The sequence below is a fragment of the Neobacillus sp. DHD-1R genome, from assembly GCF_057747995.1.
The window spans coordinates 1,297,174-1,315,000 of sequence record NZ_CM173232.1; the positions used below are offsets into that span (position 1 = coordinate 1,297,174).

The following is a 17,827-nucleotide window of genomic DNA, read 5'->3' on the forward strand; positions in this document are numbered from 1 at the left end:
GTGAAGGGGTATCGCGGTAAATGGGCATTATTAGGATTACTTATGTTTATGATGATTTTTGCAAGTGCTTGCAGTTCTGAAAAATCATCATCAGAACCGAAGGATAGTGGCGGAAAGAAAACAGAAAATAAAGAACCAATTAAAATTGGTGTTCTTGCATCAAAGACGGGTGCACTTGAAGCATACGGTAAACAAACATTAAGAGGATTTGAGCTGGGACTTGATTATGCAACAGATGGTAAGAGGGAGGTTGCCGGTCGGAAAATTGAATTCATTGTAGAAGATACGGAAACCAAGCCGGAAGTTGCCGTGCAAAAGGCGACGAAGCTTTTAGAGGAAGATAAAGTAGATTTCCTTGTTGGATCATCCAGTTCAGCAGACACCTTGGCAGTGCTGCCACTTGCAGAGGAATATCAAAAGGTAATGGTTGTAGAACCAGCAGCTGCTGATAGTATCACAGGTTCAGAGTTTAATAAGTATATTTTCCATTCAGCACGTAACTCTTCCCAAGATGCAGTTGCAGGTGCTGCCGCTATTGCCAAAAAGGGAGTGAAAATTGCGACGCTTGCACCGGATTATTCGTTCGGACGTGATGGCGTTGCCGCATTTAAGGAAGCAGCCAAAAAGCTTGGTGCAGAAATTGTGAAGGAAGAATACGCAGATCCGGCAGCAACTGATTTTACTTCTAACATTCAAAAAATAGTGGATGCCAAACCGGATTACTTATTTGTCGTTTGGGCGGGTGCAAACTCTCCTTGGAAGCAGCTTTCTGATATGAAGGTTCAAGAAAAAGGAATTAAGATTTCAACTGGGGCACCAGATATTGCCGCATTATCAACGATGGAGCCCTTGATTGGCATGGAAGGCTTCACTGTTTATTACCATGACCTGCCGAAAAATAAAATTAACGATTGGCTCGTAGCTGAGCATAAAAAGAGATTTAGCGGTGATGTTCCTGATTTATTTACGCCAGGTGGGATGAGTGCAGCTATTTCCATTGTGGAGGCATTAAAGAAAACGGATGGAAATGCCGATGCTGATAAACTCATCACAACCATGGAAGGTATGAGCTTTGAATCACCAAAGGGGAAAATGACGTATCGCCCAGAGGATCACCAAGCTTTGCAAACCTTGTATGCAATTAAGCTGGAGAAGAAAGATGGGGTTCCATACCCAGTCCCAGTACTGATCAGGGAACTGTCTCCTGAAGAAACAGCACCACCAATTCGGAACAAGTAAGCAGATTTTTGATTAACCATAACTTCAATTGAAAAGGGCGAGGATTAGACCGAATGAAGCGTGGTCACCCTCTTCCTTATTTTTAACGCTAAGGACTTAAGGTGGTGAAAGAATGTCTATGATTATTGAAACCAGGGATTTATCGATTACCTTTGGCGGTCATACTGCAGTTGATTCAGTCAGTATTTCCGTACCTGAAAAGCACTTTAAGTCGATCATTGGGCCAAATGGTGCTGGAAAAACAACCTTTTTTAATCTCTTAAGCGGCCAATTAGCCCCGACGCAAGGGAAAATCTACTTTCGTGGAAAAGATATTACGAAATTTTCGCCTACGAACCGTACACGAGCTGGCATTGGCCGTTCCTTTCAAATTACCAATGTATTCCCTAATTTAACGGTTTTAGAAAATGTAAGATTAGCCGTTCAGTCGCAAGCGGGCATTCGCTATCAAATGCTAATGCATCATAAAAAATATCGAGCATTTGAACAAAAGGCCTTGGAGTGGCTCAAGCTTGTCCTTTTAGATGATAAAAAAGATTCGCTGGCGATTAACCTAGCACATGGGGAAAAGCGCAAGCTTGAAATTGCCATGCTGCTGGCGCTTGAAACGGAGGTTCTTTTACTAGATGAACCAACTGCAGGCATGTCTTTAGAGGAAGTGCCGGCCATTTTAGAAGTAATCAAGAGAATAAAAGCACAAGGGAACAGGACTATTATTCTAATCGAACACAAGATGGATATGATCTTGGATTTATCCGATTCGGTAATGGTCTTATTTAATGGAAGGCTGCTGGCTGACGGAACACCGGAAGAAATCATGAAAAATGAAATGGTCCAGTCTGCCTATTTAGGAGGTCATTTTGATGTGCTCCCTGTTGAAACTTGAGAACGTGGAGACCTATATTGGTCAATATCATATTTTGCAAGGTATTTCTTTTTCAGTAAAAAAAGGCGAAGTAACCGTTCTTCTCGGAAGAAATGGGGCCGGAAAAACAACCACCTTACGAACCATTATGGGGTTAAATTCCGCTTCGAAAGGCAGCATTACCCTTCATGGCGAAACGATTCAATCCCTGCCAACCTATACCATTGCGAAAAAGGGCATCGGTTATGTACCCGAGGACCAGGGGATTTTTGCTGGATTGACGGTTGAGGAAAACATGAAAGTAGCAATCCAAAAAGACAATGAGGAAACGGCAAAACGGATGGACTGGATATTAAATTTGTTTCCAGACTTAAAAAAGTTTTGGAAGAAACCAGGCGGCCTTTTAAGCGGCGGGCAAAAACAAATGTTGTCGATTGCAAGGGCATATGTAAATGAAAACGAACTGCTGTTAATTGATGAGCCTAGTAAAGGGTTGGCTCCAATCGTTGTAGAGAAGGTGATGGAGTCTATTTTACAAATGAAAGATCAAACAACGATCGTGTTAGTAGAACAAAATTTTATGATGGCGAGCACGATCGGTGATTGTTTTTACATTATTGATGATGGACGAACCGTAAGCAGTGGAACCATGAAACAATTAAAGGAAGATGAAGAAATGAAGCGTAAATATTTGGGCATTGCGTAAGAAAGGGGGAACCTCTTCGTGGATTTGATCATGAATTTAACCTTAAATGGTCTGGCAACTGGGATGCTGATTTTTTTATTGGCTGCTGGTTTAACCCTTATTTTTGGGTTAATGGATGTGCTGAATTTTGCACATGGCGGATTATTTGCCTGGGGAGCCTATAGCGGACTATGGATTTATGGGAAGACCGGCAGCTTCATCATTGGGATTATAGGGGCAATCTTAACCGGTTTTTTGCTGGGGATTATGACCGAAAAGTGGATCATTAAACCGGTATATGGCAACCATGTACAGCAAATTTTAATTACCCTTGGCCTCATGCTGGTATTATCCGAAATGTTAAAAGTCTTCTGGGGACCAAATCAAATTACAGCATCACCTCCTGACTATTTAAAGGGAAGCTGGGAATGGGGCGGTGTGATTATCATTAAGTATCGCGTTTTTATCATTTTTGTTGGATTTCTTATTTTTGCGGGAGTCCAATTTGTGCTAAAGAAAACAAAAATTGGCCTTGTAGTGAGGGCGGGTGTCATGAATAAAGAAATGGTGCAAGCACTTGGTATCAATATCCAAAAAGTATTTATGTATGTATTTATGATGGGTGCCGGTATGGCCGCACTTGGCGGTGTTTTACTTGGTCCATATTCCGGTGTAATCCATGCGGGAATGGGAATGGAATTTGCAATCTTAGCATTCATTGTGGTGGTCATTGGCGGTATGGGGAACTTCAAAGGATCTGTTTTAGCGGCGATTTTAGTCGGTCTATCAGGTTCTTTTATGGCTTATTATGTTCCAGACCTCTCACTGGCTGTTAATATGCTCCTCATGGCAATTGTGTTAATTATTCGGCCACAGGGTTTATTTGGTGCGAAGGGGTGAGAATATGAGATGGATACAAGGTAATAGAATGACAGCGATTCTTTTAGTGATTGCAGCTTTTCTCCTCCTGTTGCCCTTTGTTTATGAATCTAGAAACTTATTTATTTTATTAACACAAGTATTTGTTTTTTCTATTTTTGCGATGAGCTATGACCTGTTATTAGGGTTTACCGGAATCGTATCCTTCGGTCATGCCATGTTCTTTGGAATTGGTTCCTATTCGATGGGGATTTTTATGAAAAGGTTTGAACCGACCATGTTTTATTTCTTTTTGGCCGTGATGACCACAATTGTCCTTACTGCGATGGTAAGTTTTATTGTTGGCTTGCTCACCCTTCGTTTAAAAAGTCATTTCTACGCAATGTTAACCTTATCATTGTCAGGTCTTTTCCTGGTGTTAGCAGAAAAATGGCGGACCATGACCTATGGAAATGATGGGTTCACCTTTCGAGTACCTGAACCGTTTATTGACCGGACTAATTTCTATCTCCTCTGTTTGTTAGTTATGGTTGCTGTATTTCTGATTTTAAAGCGGTTTACCAATTCTCCATTAGGCAAGGTACTTCAAGCAATCAGGGAAAACGAACAAAGAACAGAATCTTTAGGATTTCATGTTTTACATTATAAAATTGCTGCTAGTGTCCTTTCCGGTGTATTAGCAGGTATTGCTGGAATTTTATACGCGATTTCACTTAGGTTTGTCAATACGAGTGTATTTTCAATGGATATTACTCTAGATGCCCTATTAATGACCATCATTGGCGGGGTTGGTACTTTAATTGGTGCGATAATCGGTGCAGGATTAATTGAATTTGCTCATGATTGGTTAACCGAGCTGGCCAAGGAGCATGCGATTTTTGAGCGCTGGATTATCTTCTTTGGGATTCTTTATATTTTAGTAGTCATGTTTTTTCCAAAAGGGATTGTCGGAACGTTGCGGACACTTTCTTGGAAACGAAAAAAGCAGCATCCCGTAAAAAAAGAAGAAAAAGCAGCGGGATAGAAGGAGGAACCAATGGATATCAATCAAATTGCTTCCTTCGTCGTTCGTTTTCAATTAGCAGCAATCGAAAATGAATCTGGACGAAAACAGTGGAGAATTAAGGTGACACATGTCCAGGAAGAACGGGAAACATTATTTGAATCAATCGAAGAAGCGATGATGTATATGAAGCAAATGGCAGAAGAAGCATAGTGAATAGGTAGGTGAGCATGGTGCAAATAGGCATTCTCAGTATAGGTACTTATCTTCCTGAGGAATACGTAACCGGAAAAGAAATTGCCCAAATGGCAGGTATCCCTGAACGGGTTGTCGAAGAAAAAATGGGAATTAGGAAAAAGCATGTCCCTGGACCGGGGGATCATACGTGTGAAATGGGCATTATTGCTGCAAAGCAAGCTATTACTAGAGCCGGAATCGATCCGTTAGAGATTGATTTAGTGATTTATATTGGCGAAGAGCATAAGGAATATCCGCTTTGGACTGCAGGGATTAAGCTTCAGGAAGAGGTCGGAGCAGTAAACGCCTGGGCTTTTGATGTTGCTTTACGATGCGGTACAACTGTAATGGCCTTGAAAGTAGCCAAAAATATGATGATGGCTGATGACAGTATCCGAACTGTCCTATTAGCAGGAGGTTATCGTAACGTAGATTTCATTGATTATGAGAATCCGAGAACACGGTTTATGTTTAATCTGGGGGCTGGCGGCGGCGCAATTCTATTAAAAAAAGGTCTTAACAGAAATCTTTTATTAGAAACGGAGCTCATTACAGATGGTTCTTTTTCAGAGGATGTCGTAGTTGTTTCCGGTGGTACAAAGAATCCAATTACCATTGAGGCCATTGAAAACCGTCTTAATAAGCTGGATGTTCTTGATCCGGAAGGAATGAAGCAGCGGCTTGAACAAAAATCAATGGATCATTTTTTAAAGGTTATTCGTGAATCAGTTAGGAAAAGCGGCTATCGAGAAGAAGATATTTCCTACTTGGCCATCCTTCACATGAAAAAGTCAGCCCATGAATATGTTTTAAAAGAATTAGGTTTGTCCGAAAGTCAGTCTATCTATCTAGAAGATTATGGGCATATTGGCCAAATCGATCAAATCCTGTCATTGGAGCTGGCCTTAAAGACAGGAAAAGTGAAGGAGGGTGACGTCATTGTGCTGGTCAGTGCTGGGATTGGCTATGCATGGGGAGCGACCACGATAAAATGGGGGGAAGGGTGAATAGGATGGTTAACGTAACAGTGAAGGATGTACGTTTACAAAATGGGGAAACACTTGCCTATCGAGAAAGAGAAGGCGGTGAGCAAAAGGTATTATTAATCCATGGAAATATGACATCCTCGAAGCATTGGGATCTTGTTCTTGATAATCTGGATCCAAAATATAAGCTTTATGCCGTAGATTTACGCGGCTTTGGAAGCTCAAGCTATAACCATCTCATTATGTCGATTAAGGATTTTTCAGATGACATTAAGCTGTTTGTTGATGAAATTGGGTTGAAGGATTTTGCTATTGCCGGTTGGTCAACAGGAGGTGCGGTTGGGATGCAGTTTGCTGCGGATTACCCTGGATATTGTAAGAAGCTGATATTACTTGCTTCTGCATCTACCAGAGGTTATCCGTTTGACGGTAAATTAAAGGATACTGATGAACCGCGGAGATTGACTATGCATGAAGAAATGAAGCGGGACCTTGTTCGGACAATTCCGATCCAAACTGCTTATGACACAAATGATTCTGCCCTATTAAAGTTAATCTGGAATTCGGTTATTTATACTCACAATCAGCCGGATCCTGAACGTTATGATGACTATGTTCAAGATATGCGAACGCAGCGAAATCTTGCTGAGGTGTATTATGCCTTAAACAGTTTTAATATTAGCTTTCATTTTAATGGCTTGATTGAGGGAAATGGGAAAGTAGATGACATTGATGTCCCTGTATTGGTTCTTTATGGAGAGCGAGACATGGTAGTCGTACGAGGAATGACTAACGAACTGCTTGAGGATTTGGGGGATAAAGCCAAAGCGATAGAATTAAAAAATTGCGGTCATTCAGCACTAGTAGATGACTTGCCGCAATTGCTAAGTGCAATGGAACAATTTTTGGATAATGAGGTGCAGGAATGAGATTACAAGATAAAGTGGCCATTATAACGGGTGCGGCAAATGGAATTGGATTTACTGCAGCAGCAGTATTTGCTAGAGAAGGTGCAAAGGTGGCCATCGCCGATTTCGATGTGGAACAAGGCGAAGAACGTGCAAGTGAATTACGGAAAAAGGGATATGAGGTTACTTTCTTTCAAGTCAATGTAGCAGATCGTGACAGTGTTGATAGGATGGTTGATGAGGTACGCGGGACCTATGGAAACATTGATATCCTCATTAATAATGCCGGGATTACAAGAGATGCCATGCTCTCAAAGATGGCGGTGGAAGACTTTCAAAAAGTACTGGATGTCAACTTAACAGGCGTATTTCACTGTACACAAGCTGTGTTGCCTTCGATGATTGAAAAGGGAAAAGGGAAAATCATTTGTACTTCATCTGTAACAGGGGTTTATGGAAATGTTGGTCAAACCAATTATGCAGCGACAAAAGCAGGTGTGATTGGCATGACGAAAACATGGGCAAAGGAACTGGGCCGAAAAGGAATTAACGTGAATGCAGTCGCCCCTGGTTTTATCGAAACAGGAATGACCGCGAAGGTACCAGAGAAAGTCTTAACTCAAATGAAACAAATGGTACCGCTTGCGAGACTCGGTAAACCGGAGGATATTGCAAATGCTTACTTGTTCTTAGCTTCGGATGAATCAAATTATGTAAATGGTACCGTTCTTCATGTTGATGGGGGGATTATGATGTAATTTTAAAAACGACCTTTCCGGGGTCGTTTTTTTGAATAAATGGTCTGATCGGGAAGGGGAAAATCGACCGTAACAATAGGAGAAAGAGAAAAGGGTGTCCGCGAAGGTTTATGTAACTATCCCGTAACTACCTATCAGTAAAATGGTTCCATCTAGTAGTGAAGGAGCGATTATTCGGTGAGGTGGGAACTGGATTGGCTCGATAATAGAGCGAGATTATCTCCGAAAAAAAAGGCCATTATAGAGGAAGATACAAATATTGCTAGGACCTTTGAAGAAATGAATCATCGGGCTAAATCAATCGCAAGCTGGCTTAGCCAACGTGGTGTAAAAAAAGGTGATCGAATTGCCTTATTATCGCCCAACCATATAAGCTATTTCGATTTACTGTTTGCTTGTGGAAAGATTGGAGCTATCTTTGTGCCACTAAATTGCCGCTTATCACAGCATGAATTAAAGGGAATTTTAGCAGATTGTACCCCTGTCTTAATTGGCATCCATCGGCAATTTCAAGACTTGTCTCAACCATTAACTAACTTCAACTTAAGTTCTTTTTTGGTAGGGGATCCACATTATGAAGAATTGGTTACTTATCCAATCGACGACAGGGATAGAGAAAGAATCGTTGAAACGGATCCACTCGCAATAATTTATACCGGTGGCACGACAGGAAAACCAAAAGGGGTGGTATTAAGCCATCAATCGATTTTGTGGAATGCTATTAACACTATTTTAAGTTGGGGTTTAACAGAAAAAGATACGACAATAAACTATCTGCCTCTGTTTCATACAGGAGGATTGAATGCCTTGTGTCTTCCTATTCTAATGATTGGCGGTACGGTCATATTAGGAGAGGGTTTTAATGGGAAAAACGCGGTCCAATCCCTTAATCAATATCGCTGTACCATTATCCTGCTTGTCCCAACCATGTATCAAATGCTCATTCAAACTGAGGAATTTCAAAGCAGCAACTTTCCATATATGAAAATCTTTCTATCTGGAGCAGCTCCATGTCCGTTACAAATTTACGAAGCCTTTCATAAAAAGGGATTGGCTTTTAAAGAGGGGTACGGATTGACAGAAGCAGGACCGAACAACTTTTACATTAGTCCGGAAGAAGCGAAATGGAAACGAGGTTCTGTCGGTAGACCCATGTTGTTTAATTCAATAAAATTAGTAAAATCAGACGACAGCGACACAAAGCCTAATGAAGTCGGTGAACTTTTAATCAAAGGGAAACATTCCTTTTCATTTTATTGGAACAATGATCGGGCAACACGGGAAACGATAAGGGGCGGCTGGATTCATACAGGTGATTTAGCAAAACAAGATGAAGAGGGCTTCTATTATATTGTCGGCCGGAAAAAGGATATGATAATCACGGGCGGTGAGAATGTCTATCCTCTTGAAGTGGAGCATTGGCTTGCAGCCCATCCTGGTATCCATGAGGTTGCTGTGATCGGACTTCCCGATGATAAATGGGGAGAAAAGGTTGTTGCATTTATTGCTTTAAAGCGGAACTATATCATAGAAGATGAAGAATTAAGAACATATTGTGAGCTAAAATTAGGCAGATACAAAATTCCAAAACGATTCATTCGTATCCATGAGCTTCCTAAAACTCATGTAGGAAAGATTGATAAAATGAGATTAAAAGAAATAGGAATTCACATATAAAAAGGGGAGAACAGTGCGTTCTCTCCTTTTCCATGGCATTCCGTAACGTACGTACGGACACGTTACTGTATCTAGTGCTGGGCAAGCCCGAGCGCAGTTCCTGACACCGTTAAATCCACTTCTAATTGCTCCTTTAAATTATGTGAGTGATAATATCCCTTGGCTATAAACTTACGGTTAAACTAATTCAGCCGCAGTTTCTATAAATAACTTAGATACAATGGATTGTGTTTTTTTTACGTTGTAGACAAGATAAAAATATCTTTCATCATCGAAATAATTGATATTATACATTTTTAATATCTTATTATTGGAATATTCTTTTGCAGCTACTTCGGATATTATTGAAATGCCGACATTCTGTATCACAAATTGTATTAAGCTTTGGCCATCCTCAATATAAGAAATAATATTTAATTTTTCTTTCGCTATTTTATTTTTTTTGAGGAATTTCTCTAATAAAGCATTTGTGCCAGAATCAGAATTACGCATCACAAAAGGGTGGTGTAAAAGATCTTGAATAAATACAGGTTCTGTTATTTTTACTTCATTAGAAGCAACCAACACTAACTTCTCTTTTAATAACGGTATATAACGAAGCTTTTCATCTTCAAATTTTTGGCCGAGTATCCCAAAATCAACGGTTCCATTCAGCACCTTTTCTTCCACAATTTTTGAGGAGGATTGGTTAATATGGAATGTTACTTCAGGGTATTTCTGCCTAAATTGTTTAACCATTTTTGGGACCATAAATTGTCCTGGTACTGAACTTGTAGCAATGCGAATCATTCCTTGCAGATCTGTCATTCCCTGCTTAATATCCAGTAAAGCTTGATCCTTTAAGAGTAAAAGTTTGAGGGCCCATTTATACAAACGTTCTCCATGTGGAGTAAGAATACTTTCCCGGCCCACACGATCAAATAGTTTCACATCGAGCATTTTTTCGAGTCCTTGAATATGCGAGCTGACTGTAGATTGGCTTAAAAAGATATCTTCTGCAGCCTTAGAGAAACTTTTATGCTCAACTACTTTGGTAAATACATATAGCTGGTGCAAATCCATCCTAATCTTCTCCTTGAATATTCGTAAAATCGATTATAAATAAACGAAATCATAGATAACTTGAATATTAGCTTATCACCATTTTCATTTGAAATAAATGTTTAATATCTTCACTTGATGGTTAATTAAACAAATAGTTTCGTTAAGGGGGAATTTTTCTTTAATATTAATGTAATGTAATATCATTCCAATGGTATAAGCAATCGGTTTTAAACTCATAACTAATTGGTGTCATAAAATAATCATATTTAGGGGGATCATATGGAACTTTCTTTATTATTAGAGTATGGCTGGGTGTTAATTATCTTGATATTTTTAGAAGGTCTATTATCTGCTGATAATGCTTTAGTTTTAGCCATTATGGCAAAGCATTTACCAGAAGATCAGCAAAAAAAAGCGATTAATATTGGATTGTTATTTGCTTTTATATTTAGGATTGGTGCAATCTTTATTATTTCCTACCTTTTTCACGTTTGGCAAGTTCAAGCAATTGGCGCTGCTTATTTAATCTTCATTGCAGTAAAACATTTACTAAAAAAGGACCATGGAGAAAAAGAGAAAAAAGGGAAAAGCTATCGGATGACTGTTATGCAAATTGCATTAGCAGATATAGCCTTCGCTGTTGATTCTATATTAGCTGCAGTTGCTCTCGTCATCGCCTTACCGGAAACGCCAATGGGCGAAATTGGGGGAATGGATGGTGCACAATTTATTATTATTTTATTAGGAGCAATTGCAGGTTTAATTGTAATTCGGTTTGCAGCAGGATACTTCGTTAAGTTATTGACACAACGACCCAGCCTTGAAACAGCCGCAATGTTACTCGTTGGCTGGGTTGGAGTTAAATTATTAATGCATACTCTTGCCCACCCATCTGTGCACATTATTCCTCATGAGTTTGTTGAGGGACCTATTTGGAATACAATTTTTTGGTCCGTTATGCTATTGATAGCTTTAGGTGGATGGTTTTTATCTAAGGGAAAAACAGCAACAGTGAAGTAAATATACAAAAAATGAAGGATCAATTCTCAGCGAATTGGTCCTTCATTTAATACTGCTCATTTTATTAGTAATCCGTAGGGATTGAATCTCACTTTATATATTCAAAGCTAATTTTTCCTTCGTTAGGCATTGATCCAACATCCATGGCCATTTTCCGTAACCTGAATCTGGATTAATATGGCCAGCATTAGGAAGGATGATAGCAGGATGACCTAAGTGTAAAAAGCTATTTGCATCCTCCATACTACAATATGGATCATTAGCGGAATGAATAAATAATGTCTCTTCTGCTGCTTTACATAAATGATTTCCAAACAAGGGTACTGGATAAAAGGATTTAGCCTCTGGAAGAACAATATTTGGAGATGGCGGAGCTACAAGAATGGCTTGTTTGGCAATCCTATTCCTTTGATGGGCTGTGTAATGAAGCCAAAGCATGCACCCCAGACTATGAGTAATAACGGTTAGATGAGAATCAGCTGGGATAGTTTGAAGTGCTTGTGCTAGTTCATCCAACCAAACCTTTCTATTAGGTGACTTGAATGTTGAGAAGGTTGGATAACATACATGATAACCTTTTTGTGTTAATTCGTGTGCCAGCCAAGTTTGCCAATGATCTTGACCGCTCCCGCCTAACCCATGAATGATTAGAAAACTCTTCTGGGCCATCAAATTCCTCCTTTGTATTTTAAATAAACTATTCCGATTGAATAAGTGGGTATTGGGGAAATTATAATGCTTTTAAGTAGAAAAGGCAACTAGTGGTTTTAGATTATTTTTGTTTATCTTAACCATTTAACATGTATATTTGCAATTCAGGCGATAAACAATCAATATTAATGGATAGGATATTTAGAAAGTAGGGGTATTTTTGTCAGATTTTTTATCATTAGGTATTTCGGAAATTTTAGTGAATCAATTACGTGGGTATGGTGTTGCGAAACCTACACCCATTCAGGAACAAGCGATTCCTTTTGTGATGAAGGGGAACGATGTTATTGCACAGGCACAAACGGGGACGGGGAAAACATTTGCATTTATTCTGCCTATTCTTGAAAAAATTAATCGGGAAGCCACACATGTTCAAGCCCTCATTGTCACGCCAACGAGAGAGCTAGCCCTGCAAATTACAGAGGAAATTGAAAAATTGATCGCTAATCTTCCTGGAATTGCCGTGCTAGCTGTATACGGAGGACAAGATGTTGCTAAACAATTAAAAAAATTAAAAAGGCACCCGCAAATTGTCGTGGGGACACCTGGCCGACTGTTAGATCATATAAGAAGAGAAACGGTGCGGTTATCGGAAATTTCCTTTCTTGTGTTAGATGAAGCGGATCAAATGCTGCATATTGGGTTTCTTGGAGAAGTAGAGGATATTATTAGAGAAACACCTGCTAATCGACAAACCATGTTGTTCTCTGCAACCATGCCGCCGGAAATTCGGAAATTAGCAGCCAAACATATGAAAATGCCAGAATACATTCAAATCGAAAAAACACAAGGTCCTGCTGATAATGTTAACCAGATAGCAATCCTTACAACTGACCGGGCAAAACAAGCAACCCTAATTCAAGTAGTAGAAACATATCGACCGTTTTTAGCCGTTATTTTTTGCCGTACAAAACGAAGAGTAAGTAAACTATATGACGGTCTTAAAGCCCATGGATTCTCCTGTGATGAGTTGCATGGGGATTTGTCGCAGTCCAAAAGAGAACAAGTCATGAAGCGCTTTAGGGATGCCGAGATTCAATTATTAATTGCCACTGATGTGGCGGCAAGAGGGCTGGATGTAGAGGGGGTTACCCATGTATTTAACTACGATATTCCTCAGGATGCCGAAAGCTACGTCCATCGGATTGGACGAACAGGCAGAGCGGGAATGACGGGATTAGCGGTTACATTATACACCTTAGACAATCAACCTGCTCTTGATCTAATCGAAAAAGAATTGAAGATTAGCATACAAAAACAAAGCTTTGGAAACGCAAATCATGAAAAAGATCATTCTAAGGATGCAAATAAGAAAGGTTATGTCCAAAAGGAAAAAAGCGGCGCTGGTAAAGACGAACACCGAAAACGGAATAAAAATCAGGATGGCGTATTCAAGCGTAAATCTGAAAAAAGGTCAGATAGTTTTGGGAAGCACAATCGAAAGGGAAGTTCTGAAAAATATGGATCCGCAACCGCAGAGCGAGGAAAACAGCAAAAATCCACAAAGGGAAAACCGACTAATTCCACTTCCACATCTAGAAGATCAGGTAGATAGAGAAAGAGGAATCCAAAAAGATAAAGAAATGGGGCTGATTACGATCAGTCCCATTTCTTCGCTCATTTGAAAAAAGTTTAACACTATGCTCTTTTATTTACGTTAAATTTCTTATTAGCGCATGCCTATTCCCGTGTTTGATTTTACAAGGACTTCTTCAAATTTCTTCACATCAGTTTTTTCAGTAGAGAAGATGGTTCCTAGATAACCGGCAATAAAACCGAGCGGAATAGAAACAATTCCTGGCGTGGAATATGGGAAAATTGGGTTGCCAACAAAAATGGCTTTTCCTACTTCAGGGCTAAAAACATTCGGGCTTATGATAACTAAACCAATGGATGAAATAAGACCAATAACCATTGCCCATAAGGCTCCAGTTGTATTAAATCGCTTCCAGTAAATCGTGTAAATAATGACTGGAAGGTTTGCACTGGCAGCAACCGCAAAGGCCAGCGAAACTAGGAAGGCAACATTAAGTGTTTGTGCCCCTAAGGCTAGAATAATGGAGATAACAGATACTCCAATTGCAGCCCAGCGTGCCATACTAACCTGCTGCTTTTCGGTTGCTTTTCCTTTACGCAAGATTTCATTATAGAAATCATGAGCAAACGCTGAAGCAGCTGTCAAAACAAGCCCGGCAACAACGGCAAGTATGGTTGCAAAAGCGACCGCTGAAATAAAGGCAAAGAGCATATCGCCGCCTAAAGCTTGTGCTAAAAGTGGAGCGGCCATATTTCCTGCTGGGTTAGCAGCGATAATTTCAGAATTACCAACAAAGGCTGCAGCACCGAATCCGAGGAAAATAGTCATGACATAAAAAATGCCGATAATCCATGTGGCATAAACAACGGAAGAACGAGCCGTTTTTGCATCTTTAACAGTAAAGAAGCGTACCAAAATGTGTGGTAATCCAGCTGTGCCTAGTACAAGTCCCATGTTTAATGAAATCGTATCAAGACCAATTTTGTATTTTACACCAGGATTTAAGAAAGATTCCTTTAAAGGGGTGGCCGTTTTCATTTGATCAAACATATCTATAATACTCCAATTAAATTTAGCCAAAACCATAATAGAGATTAAAAAGGTACCACCCATTAAAAGGATTGCTTTAATAATTTGCACCCAGCTGGTAGCATGCATACCGCCGAATATAACATAAACTGTCATTAAGACGCCAACTATTAATACAGACGTAGTATAGCTTAAACCTAATAATAATTTAATAAGTGCACCGGCCCCAACAAGCTGAGCAATCATATAAAAAACAGAGATTGCTACCGTATTCATAGCAGCAAAACCACGTATTTTTTTGGCATTGAAGCGGGCTGCAATCATATCGGCAAAAGTATATTTTCCAAGATTTCTTAAAGGTTCCGCCACTAGATAAAGGACAACAAGATAGGCAACAAGAAAACCTATGCTATAAAAAAATCCATCAAACCCGGTTAAGGCGACAGCACCGGCAATTCCTAGGAAGGAAGCCGCTGACATATAATCACCAGCGATCGCCATTCCATTTTGCCAGCCGGTCAGCCCCCCGCCAGCGGTATAAAATTCACTGGCATTTTTGGTTTTTTTAGATGCGTAATAAGTAATGATTAATGTTACCAACACAATTCCAAGAAACATGAGGAACGCAGGAGTATTCATCAGTTATATCCTCCTTCTTGGATGACCTTATTTGCTAATTCATCAAACTTTGCTGCTTTTTTTGAGTAAAGCATGCACAAACCCCAGGTCATAATAAATTGTAGGAAGGCAAAAACCCATGCCCATGTAATATTGCCGATAAACTTATGATTTAAGATGGTTGAGTATGATGTTAATATAGGTAGTGCGAAATAAAAGCAAAAAAAGAAGACCGTGATTGGGATAATAAATTTTTTCTTTTCGGAGAGTAAAGTTTGAAATGCGGTTGATTGTACTATAGAAGTGTAATCGCTTTCAGAAACAGTCTTAGTTTTGCGTGCCTCCAATTGAAGCGCCCCCTCTCATTTAAAAAGCTTTAAAAAAATCATGAGATAAAAAAATGAAGACAATACTGATTGGCCATTAGATGAAAAGAAAGCTTGTTCGTGATAGCTCTATTTTCGGAAAAGTAAGAATCTTTTTAGTCCTCCTTTATACTGAATTTTCCAAACATTTAAACAGTAATACTAGAATTAATTATAGTAATGTTATTATCGAAAGCACAAGAGCATTTTGGAAAAACAGGAAAAATTACCTATTTTTGTATATTATTCAGAGTTAATAAAAAGAAATAAAAAAAAACCTTGCTTCGCAAAGGTTTTAACGTATGGAGACTAGGGGGATCGAACCCCTGACCTCTTGCATGCCATGCAAGCGCTCTCCCAGCTGAGCTAAGCCCCCAGTATAAGTGGTACAAGAAAAATTATATCTGTATTATAAAAATCTTGCAAGAGGTAATTTGGGGAATTAAGATTATTTTTTTCGTATTAACTAATACTTTCAATTTCCACCTTTTGAACACCCTCTATTTTAGAGACAATCGAATATACATCGGTTGTCTTCTCACGATAATCTACCGCAACTAATATTTGAACTAGATGATCACCGTTATCTAAATCTTTTATTCTGAGTCGGCGAATTATATATTTTTTTTCGAGTAGAAACGAAATTGTTTTTTCAATTTGATTCTGGTCTCTAATAAATAATTGAAGGTTGATTTCTTTTTCTCGTAATTGCTTAGGACCAAAGAGCTTCATAAGGAAAGGAATTAATTCCACACTAATTATTAGAAGGGCAACCCCTACAAAAGCCTCTAAATAAAAGCCTGCACCAACTGCTATCCCAATGCCCGCAGCTCCCCAAATCATTGCAGCGGTGGTTAAGCCTGAAATACTGTCATTGCCTCTTCTTAATATGACACCTGCTCCCAAAAAGCCGATACCTGAAACTATTTGGGCTGCCAATCGAAGTGGATCCATAGTGATTTTTACGTCGTCAGAGGCAGGGAACATATACGCAGATTGAATGGAGACAATTGTTAATAAACAGCTTACAACCGAAATAACAAGACTTGTCTTTAGTCCAACAGGTTTCCTTTTTAATTCACGTTCAAGACCGATAATAAGGCCGAAAATAGCAGAAATTCCCAATTTGATTAATATATCAATATCAGCATTACTCAAATTCATTCACATCCAATTTCAGTTAGTGTACTCTAGTCCATGTTTATGGATTTAAAATTTTTAATAATTTCAGAAACTCATAAAAGGTTACTTAGATTCTACACATATTGAAGGAATAATGGGAAGTAGAATCTGGGAAAAAGCTATATTATTTACATATACATTTCCAGGACGTTTTATGTGTTAAAGTACCTTTAGTTAATATCCCTGCAATTTTTAGCTTATTCCTGCATTTATTTAAGGAAAAAGGCAAATAATAATTCTTTATATATATTAACCAAGCGCTCCCAATGTAATAGAAGAAAACAAATCGAAATAAAAATTTAAAAAACCTTTTTAAATTATATTGCAATCATTTATTTATCATGGTATATTAAATCTCGTCCTCAACGAGAGCGTTAAACAACTTAAAAACATTTTAAAAAGTTGTTGACATACTTAAACGAGATGTGTTAAATTAAAGAGGTCGCTTTTGAGCGATGATTAAAAATGAGAGTGCAAACTGTTGTGGGTGTAACACTTGTAAAATAACAGTAAAAGCACATTGTTCTTTGAAAACTAAACAAACAAAAGCGTCAACAAACAATAAATTATTAGTTTCTTTTTGAAACTAAGCCAACGTAACATTTATGAGCTATATCAACTTTCTTGGAGAGTTTGATCCTGGCTCAGGACGAACGCTGGCGGCGTGCCTAATACATGCAAGTCGAGCGGACTAACAGGAGCTTGCTCCTGTTAGTTAGCGGCGGACGGGTGAGTAACACGTGGGCAACCTGCCTGTAAGACTGGGATAACACCGGGAAACCGGTGCTAATACCGGATAATCTTTTTCTTCACATGAAGGAAAACTGAAAGACGGTTTCGGCTGTCACTTACAGATGGGCCCGCGGCGCATTAGCTAGTTGGTGAGGTAACGGCTCACCAAGGCGACGATGCGTAGCCGACCTGAGAGGGTGATCGGCCACACTGGGACTGAGACACGGCCCAGACTCCTACGGGAGGCAGCAGTAGGGAATCTTCCACAATGGACGAAAGTCTGATGGAGCAACGCCGCGTGAGCGATGAAGGCCTTCGGGTCGTAAAGCTCTGTTGTTAGGGAAGAACAAGT

17 protein-coding genes, 1 tRNA gene and 1 rRNA gene (1 of these 19 cut by a window edge) are annotated in these 17,827 nt (G+C 39.3%); 13 read left to right on the forward strand and 6 right to left on the reverse strand.

Going from position 1 to position 17,827, the window contains the following annotated elements:
- The first annotated feature begins 42 nt into the window (after positions 1-42).
- The 10 genes from AC3ANL_RS06095 (at position 43) to AC3ANL_RS06140 (ending at position 9,237) form a co-directional block, all read left to right on the forward strand.
- Positions 43-1,239, forward strand: coding sequence for a substrate-binding domain-containing protein (locus tag AC3ANL_RS06095; RefSeq protein ID WP_488329670.1), 1,197 nt, complete (start codon positions 43-45; stop codon positions 1,237-1,239).
- Between the two features lie 112 nt (positions 1,240-1,351).
- Positions 1,352-2,125: an ABC transporter ATP-binding protein gene (locus tag AC3ANL_RS06100; protein WP_488328365.1), complete on the forward strand. Its 774-nt coding sequence runs from the start codon at positions 1,352-1,354 to the stop codon at positions 2,123-2,125.
- Positions 2,103-2,810 (forward strand): ABC transporter ATP-binding protein, encoded by a 708-nt coding sequence (locus tag AC3ANL_RS06105; protein ID WP_488328366.1) that lies wholly within the window; start codon positions 2,103-2,105, stop codon positions 2,808-2,810. Before AC3ANL_RS06100 ends, AC3ANL_RS06105 begins: the two co-directional genes overlap by 23 nt.
- An 18-nt stretch (positions 2,811-2,828) precedes the next feature.
- A complete protein-coding gene (locus AC3ANL_RS06110) occupies positions 2,829-3,689 on the forward strand; it encodes a branched-chain amino acid ABC transporter permease (RefSeq protein ID WP_488328367.1) in 861 nt (286 codons plus the stop codon).
- Positions 3,690-3,693: 4 nt separating this feature from the next.
- Positions 3,694-4,692: a branched-chain amino acid ABC transporter permease gene (locus tag AC3ANL_RS06115; RefSeq protein WP_488328368.1), complete on the forward strand. Its 999-nt coding sequence runs from the start codon at positions 3,694-3,696 to the stop codon at positions 4,690-4,692.
- 12 nt (positions 4,693-4,704) lie between these two features.
- Entirely contained in the window at positions 4,705-4,884 is a 180-nt protein-coding gene (locus tag AC3ANL_RS06120; RefSeq protein WP_488328369.1) for a hypothetical protein, read from the forward strand.
- 17 nt (positions 4,885-4,901) lie between these two features.
- Positions 4,902-5,915, forward strand: a complete 1,014-nt coding sequence (locus AC3ANL_RS06125; RefSeq protein WP_488328370.1) for a 3-oxoacyl-ACP synthase — start codon at positions 4,902-4,904, stop codon at positions 5,913-5,915.
- Positions 5,916-5,920: 5 nt separating this feature from the next.
- Positions 5,921-6,823, forward strand: a complete 903-nt coding sequence (gene phaZ, locus AC3ANL_RS06130; RefSeq protein WP_488328371.1) for an intracellular short-chain-length polyhydroxyalkanoate depolymerase — start codon at positions 5,921-5,923, stop codon at positions 6,821-6,823.
- Positions 6,820-7,560 carry a 3-oxoacyl-ACP reductase FabG gene (fabG, locus tag AC3ANL_RS06135; RefSeq protein ID WP_488328372.1) on the forward strand — a complete coding sequence of 247 codons (741 nt, stop codon included), beginning with the start codon at positions 6,820-6,822 and terminating at the stop codon, positions 7,558-7,560. The genes phaZ and fabG overlap by 4 nt, the downstream gene beginning before the upstream one ends.
- A 177-nt stretch (positions 7,561-7,737) precedes the next feature.
- The gene (locus AC3ANL_RS06140) at positions 7,738-9,237 is read left to right on the forward strand and encodes an acyl-CoA synthetase (protein ID WP_488328373.1); all 1,500 of its coding nucleotides are present in this window, start codon (positions 7,738-7,740) and stop codon (positions 9,235-9,237) included.
- A gap of 177 nt (positions 9,238-9,414) precedes the next feature.
- Here the strand turns inward: AC3ANL_RS06140 and AC3ANL_RS06145 are convergent, their stop codons facing one another.
- On the reverse strand, positions 9,415-10,299 hold the full coding sequence (locus AC3ANL_RS06145) for a selenium metabolism-associated LysR family transcriptional regulator (RefSeq protein ID WP_488328374.1): 885 nt from the start codon (positions 10,297-10,299) through the stop codon (positions 9,415-9,417).
- Positions 10,300-10,560: 261 nt separating this feature from the next.
- Here AC3ANL_RS06145 and AC3ANL_RS06150 point away from each other — a divergent pair, with 261 nt between their 5' ends.
- Positions 10,561-11,301 (forward strand): TerC family protein, encoded by a 741-nt coding sequence (locus AC3ANL_RS06150; protein WP_488328375.1) that lies wholly within the window; start codon positions 10,561-10,563, stop codon positions 11,299-11,301.
- A 93-nt stretch (positions 11,302-11,394) separates the two neighbouring features.
- Here AC3ANL_RS06150 and AC3ANL_RS06155 read toward each other — a convergent pair whose 3' ends face one another.
- The gene (locus AC3ANL_RS06155; protein ID WP_488328376.1) at positions 11,395-11,970 is read right to left on the reverse strand and encodes an RBBP9/YdeN family alpha/beta hydrolase; all 576 of its coding nucleotides are present in this window, start codon (positions 11,968-11,970) and stop codon (positions 11,395-11,397) included.
- A gap of 202 nt (positions 11,971-12,172) precedes the next feature.
- On the opposite strand from AC3ANL_RS06155, the gene AC3ANL_RS06160 reads away from it, so the two are divergent.
- Positions 12,173-13,567 (forward strand): DEAD/DEAH box helicase, encoded by a 1,395-nt coding sequence (locus AC3ANL_RS06160; protein WP_488328377.1) that lies wholly within the window; start codon positions 12,173-12,175, stop codon positions 13,565-13,567.
- A gap of 114 nt (positions 13,568-13,681) precedes the next feature.
- On the opposite strand, the gene AC3ANL_RS06165 is transcribed toward AC3ANL_RS06160, so the two are convergent.
- The 4 genes from AC3ANL_RS06165 to AC3ANL_RS06180 all read right to left on the reverse strand — a co-directional run bounded on the left by AC3ANL_RS06165 (position 13,682) and on the right by AC3ANL_RS06180 (position 16,719).
- Positions 13,682-15,217 (reverse strand): solute symporter family protein, encoded by a 1,536-nt coding sequence (locus tag AC3ANL_RS06165; protein WP_488328378.1) that lies wholly within the window; start codon positions 15,215-15,217, stop codon positions 13,682-13,684.
- A complete protein-coding gene (locus AC3ANL_RS06170; protein WP_488328379.1) occupies positions 15,217-15,543 on the reverse strand; it encodes a DUF485 domain-containing protein in 327 nt (108 codons plus the stop codon). The genes AC3ANL_RS06165 and AC3ANL_RS06170 overlap by 1 nt, the downstream gene beginning before the upstream one ends.
- Before the next feature lie 321 nt (positions 15,544-15,864).
- Positions 15,865-15,937: transfer RNA gene (locus AC3ANL_RS06175), tRNA-Ala, on the reverse strand.
- Positions 15,938-16,023: 86 nt separating this feature from the next.
- Complete coding sequence (locus AC3ANL_RS06180; RefSeq protein ID WP_488328380.1) at positions 16,024-16,719, reverse strand: MgtC/SapB family protein; 696 nt, start codon at positions 16,717-16,719, stop codon at positions 16,024-16,026.
- Between the two features lie 645 nt (positions 16,720-17,364).
- On the opposite strand from AC3ANL_RS06180, the gene AC3ANL_RS06185 reads away from it, so the two are divergent.
- Positions 17,365-17,827: ribosomal RNA gene (locus tag AC3ANL_RS06185) — 16S ribosomal RNA — on the forward strand (it continues 1,087 nt past the right edge of the window).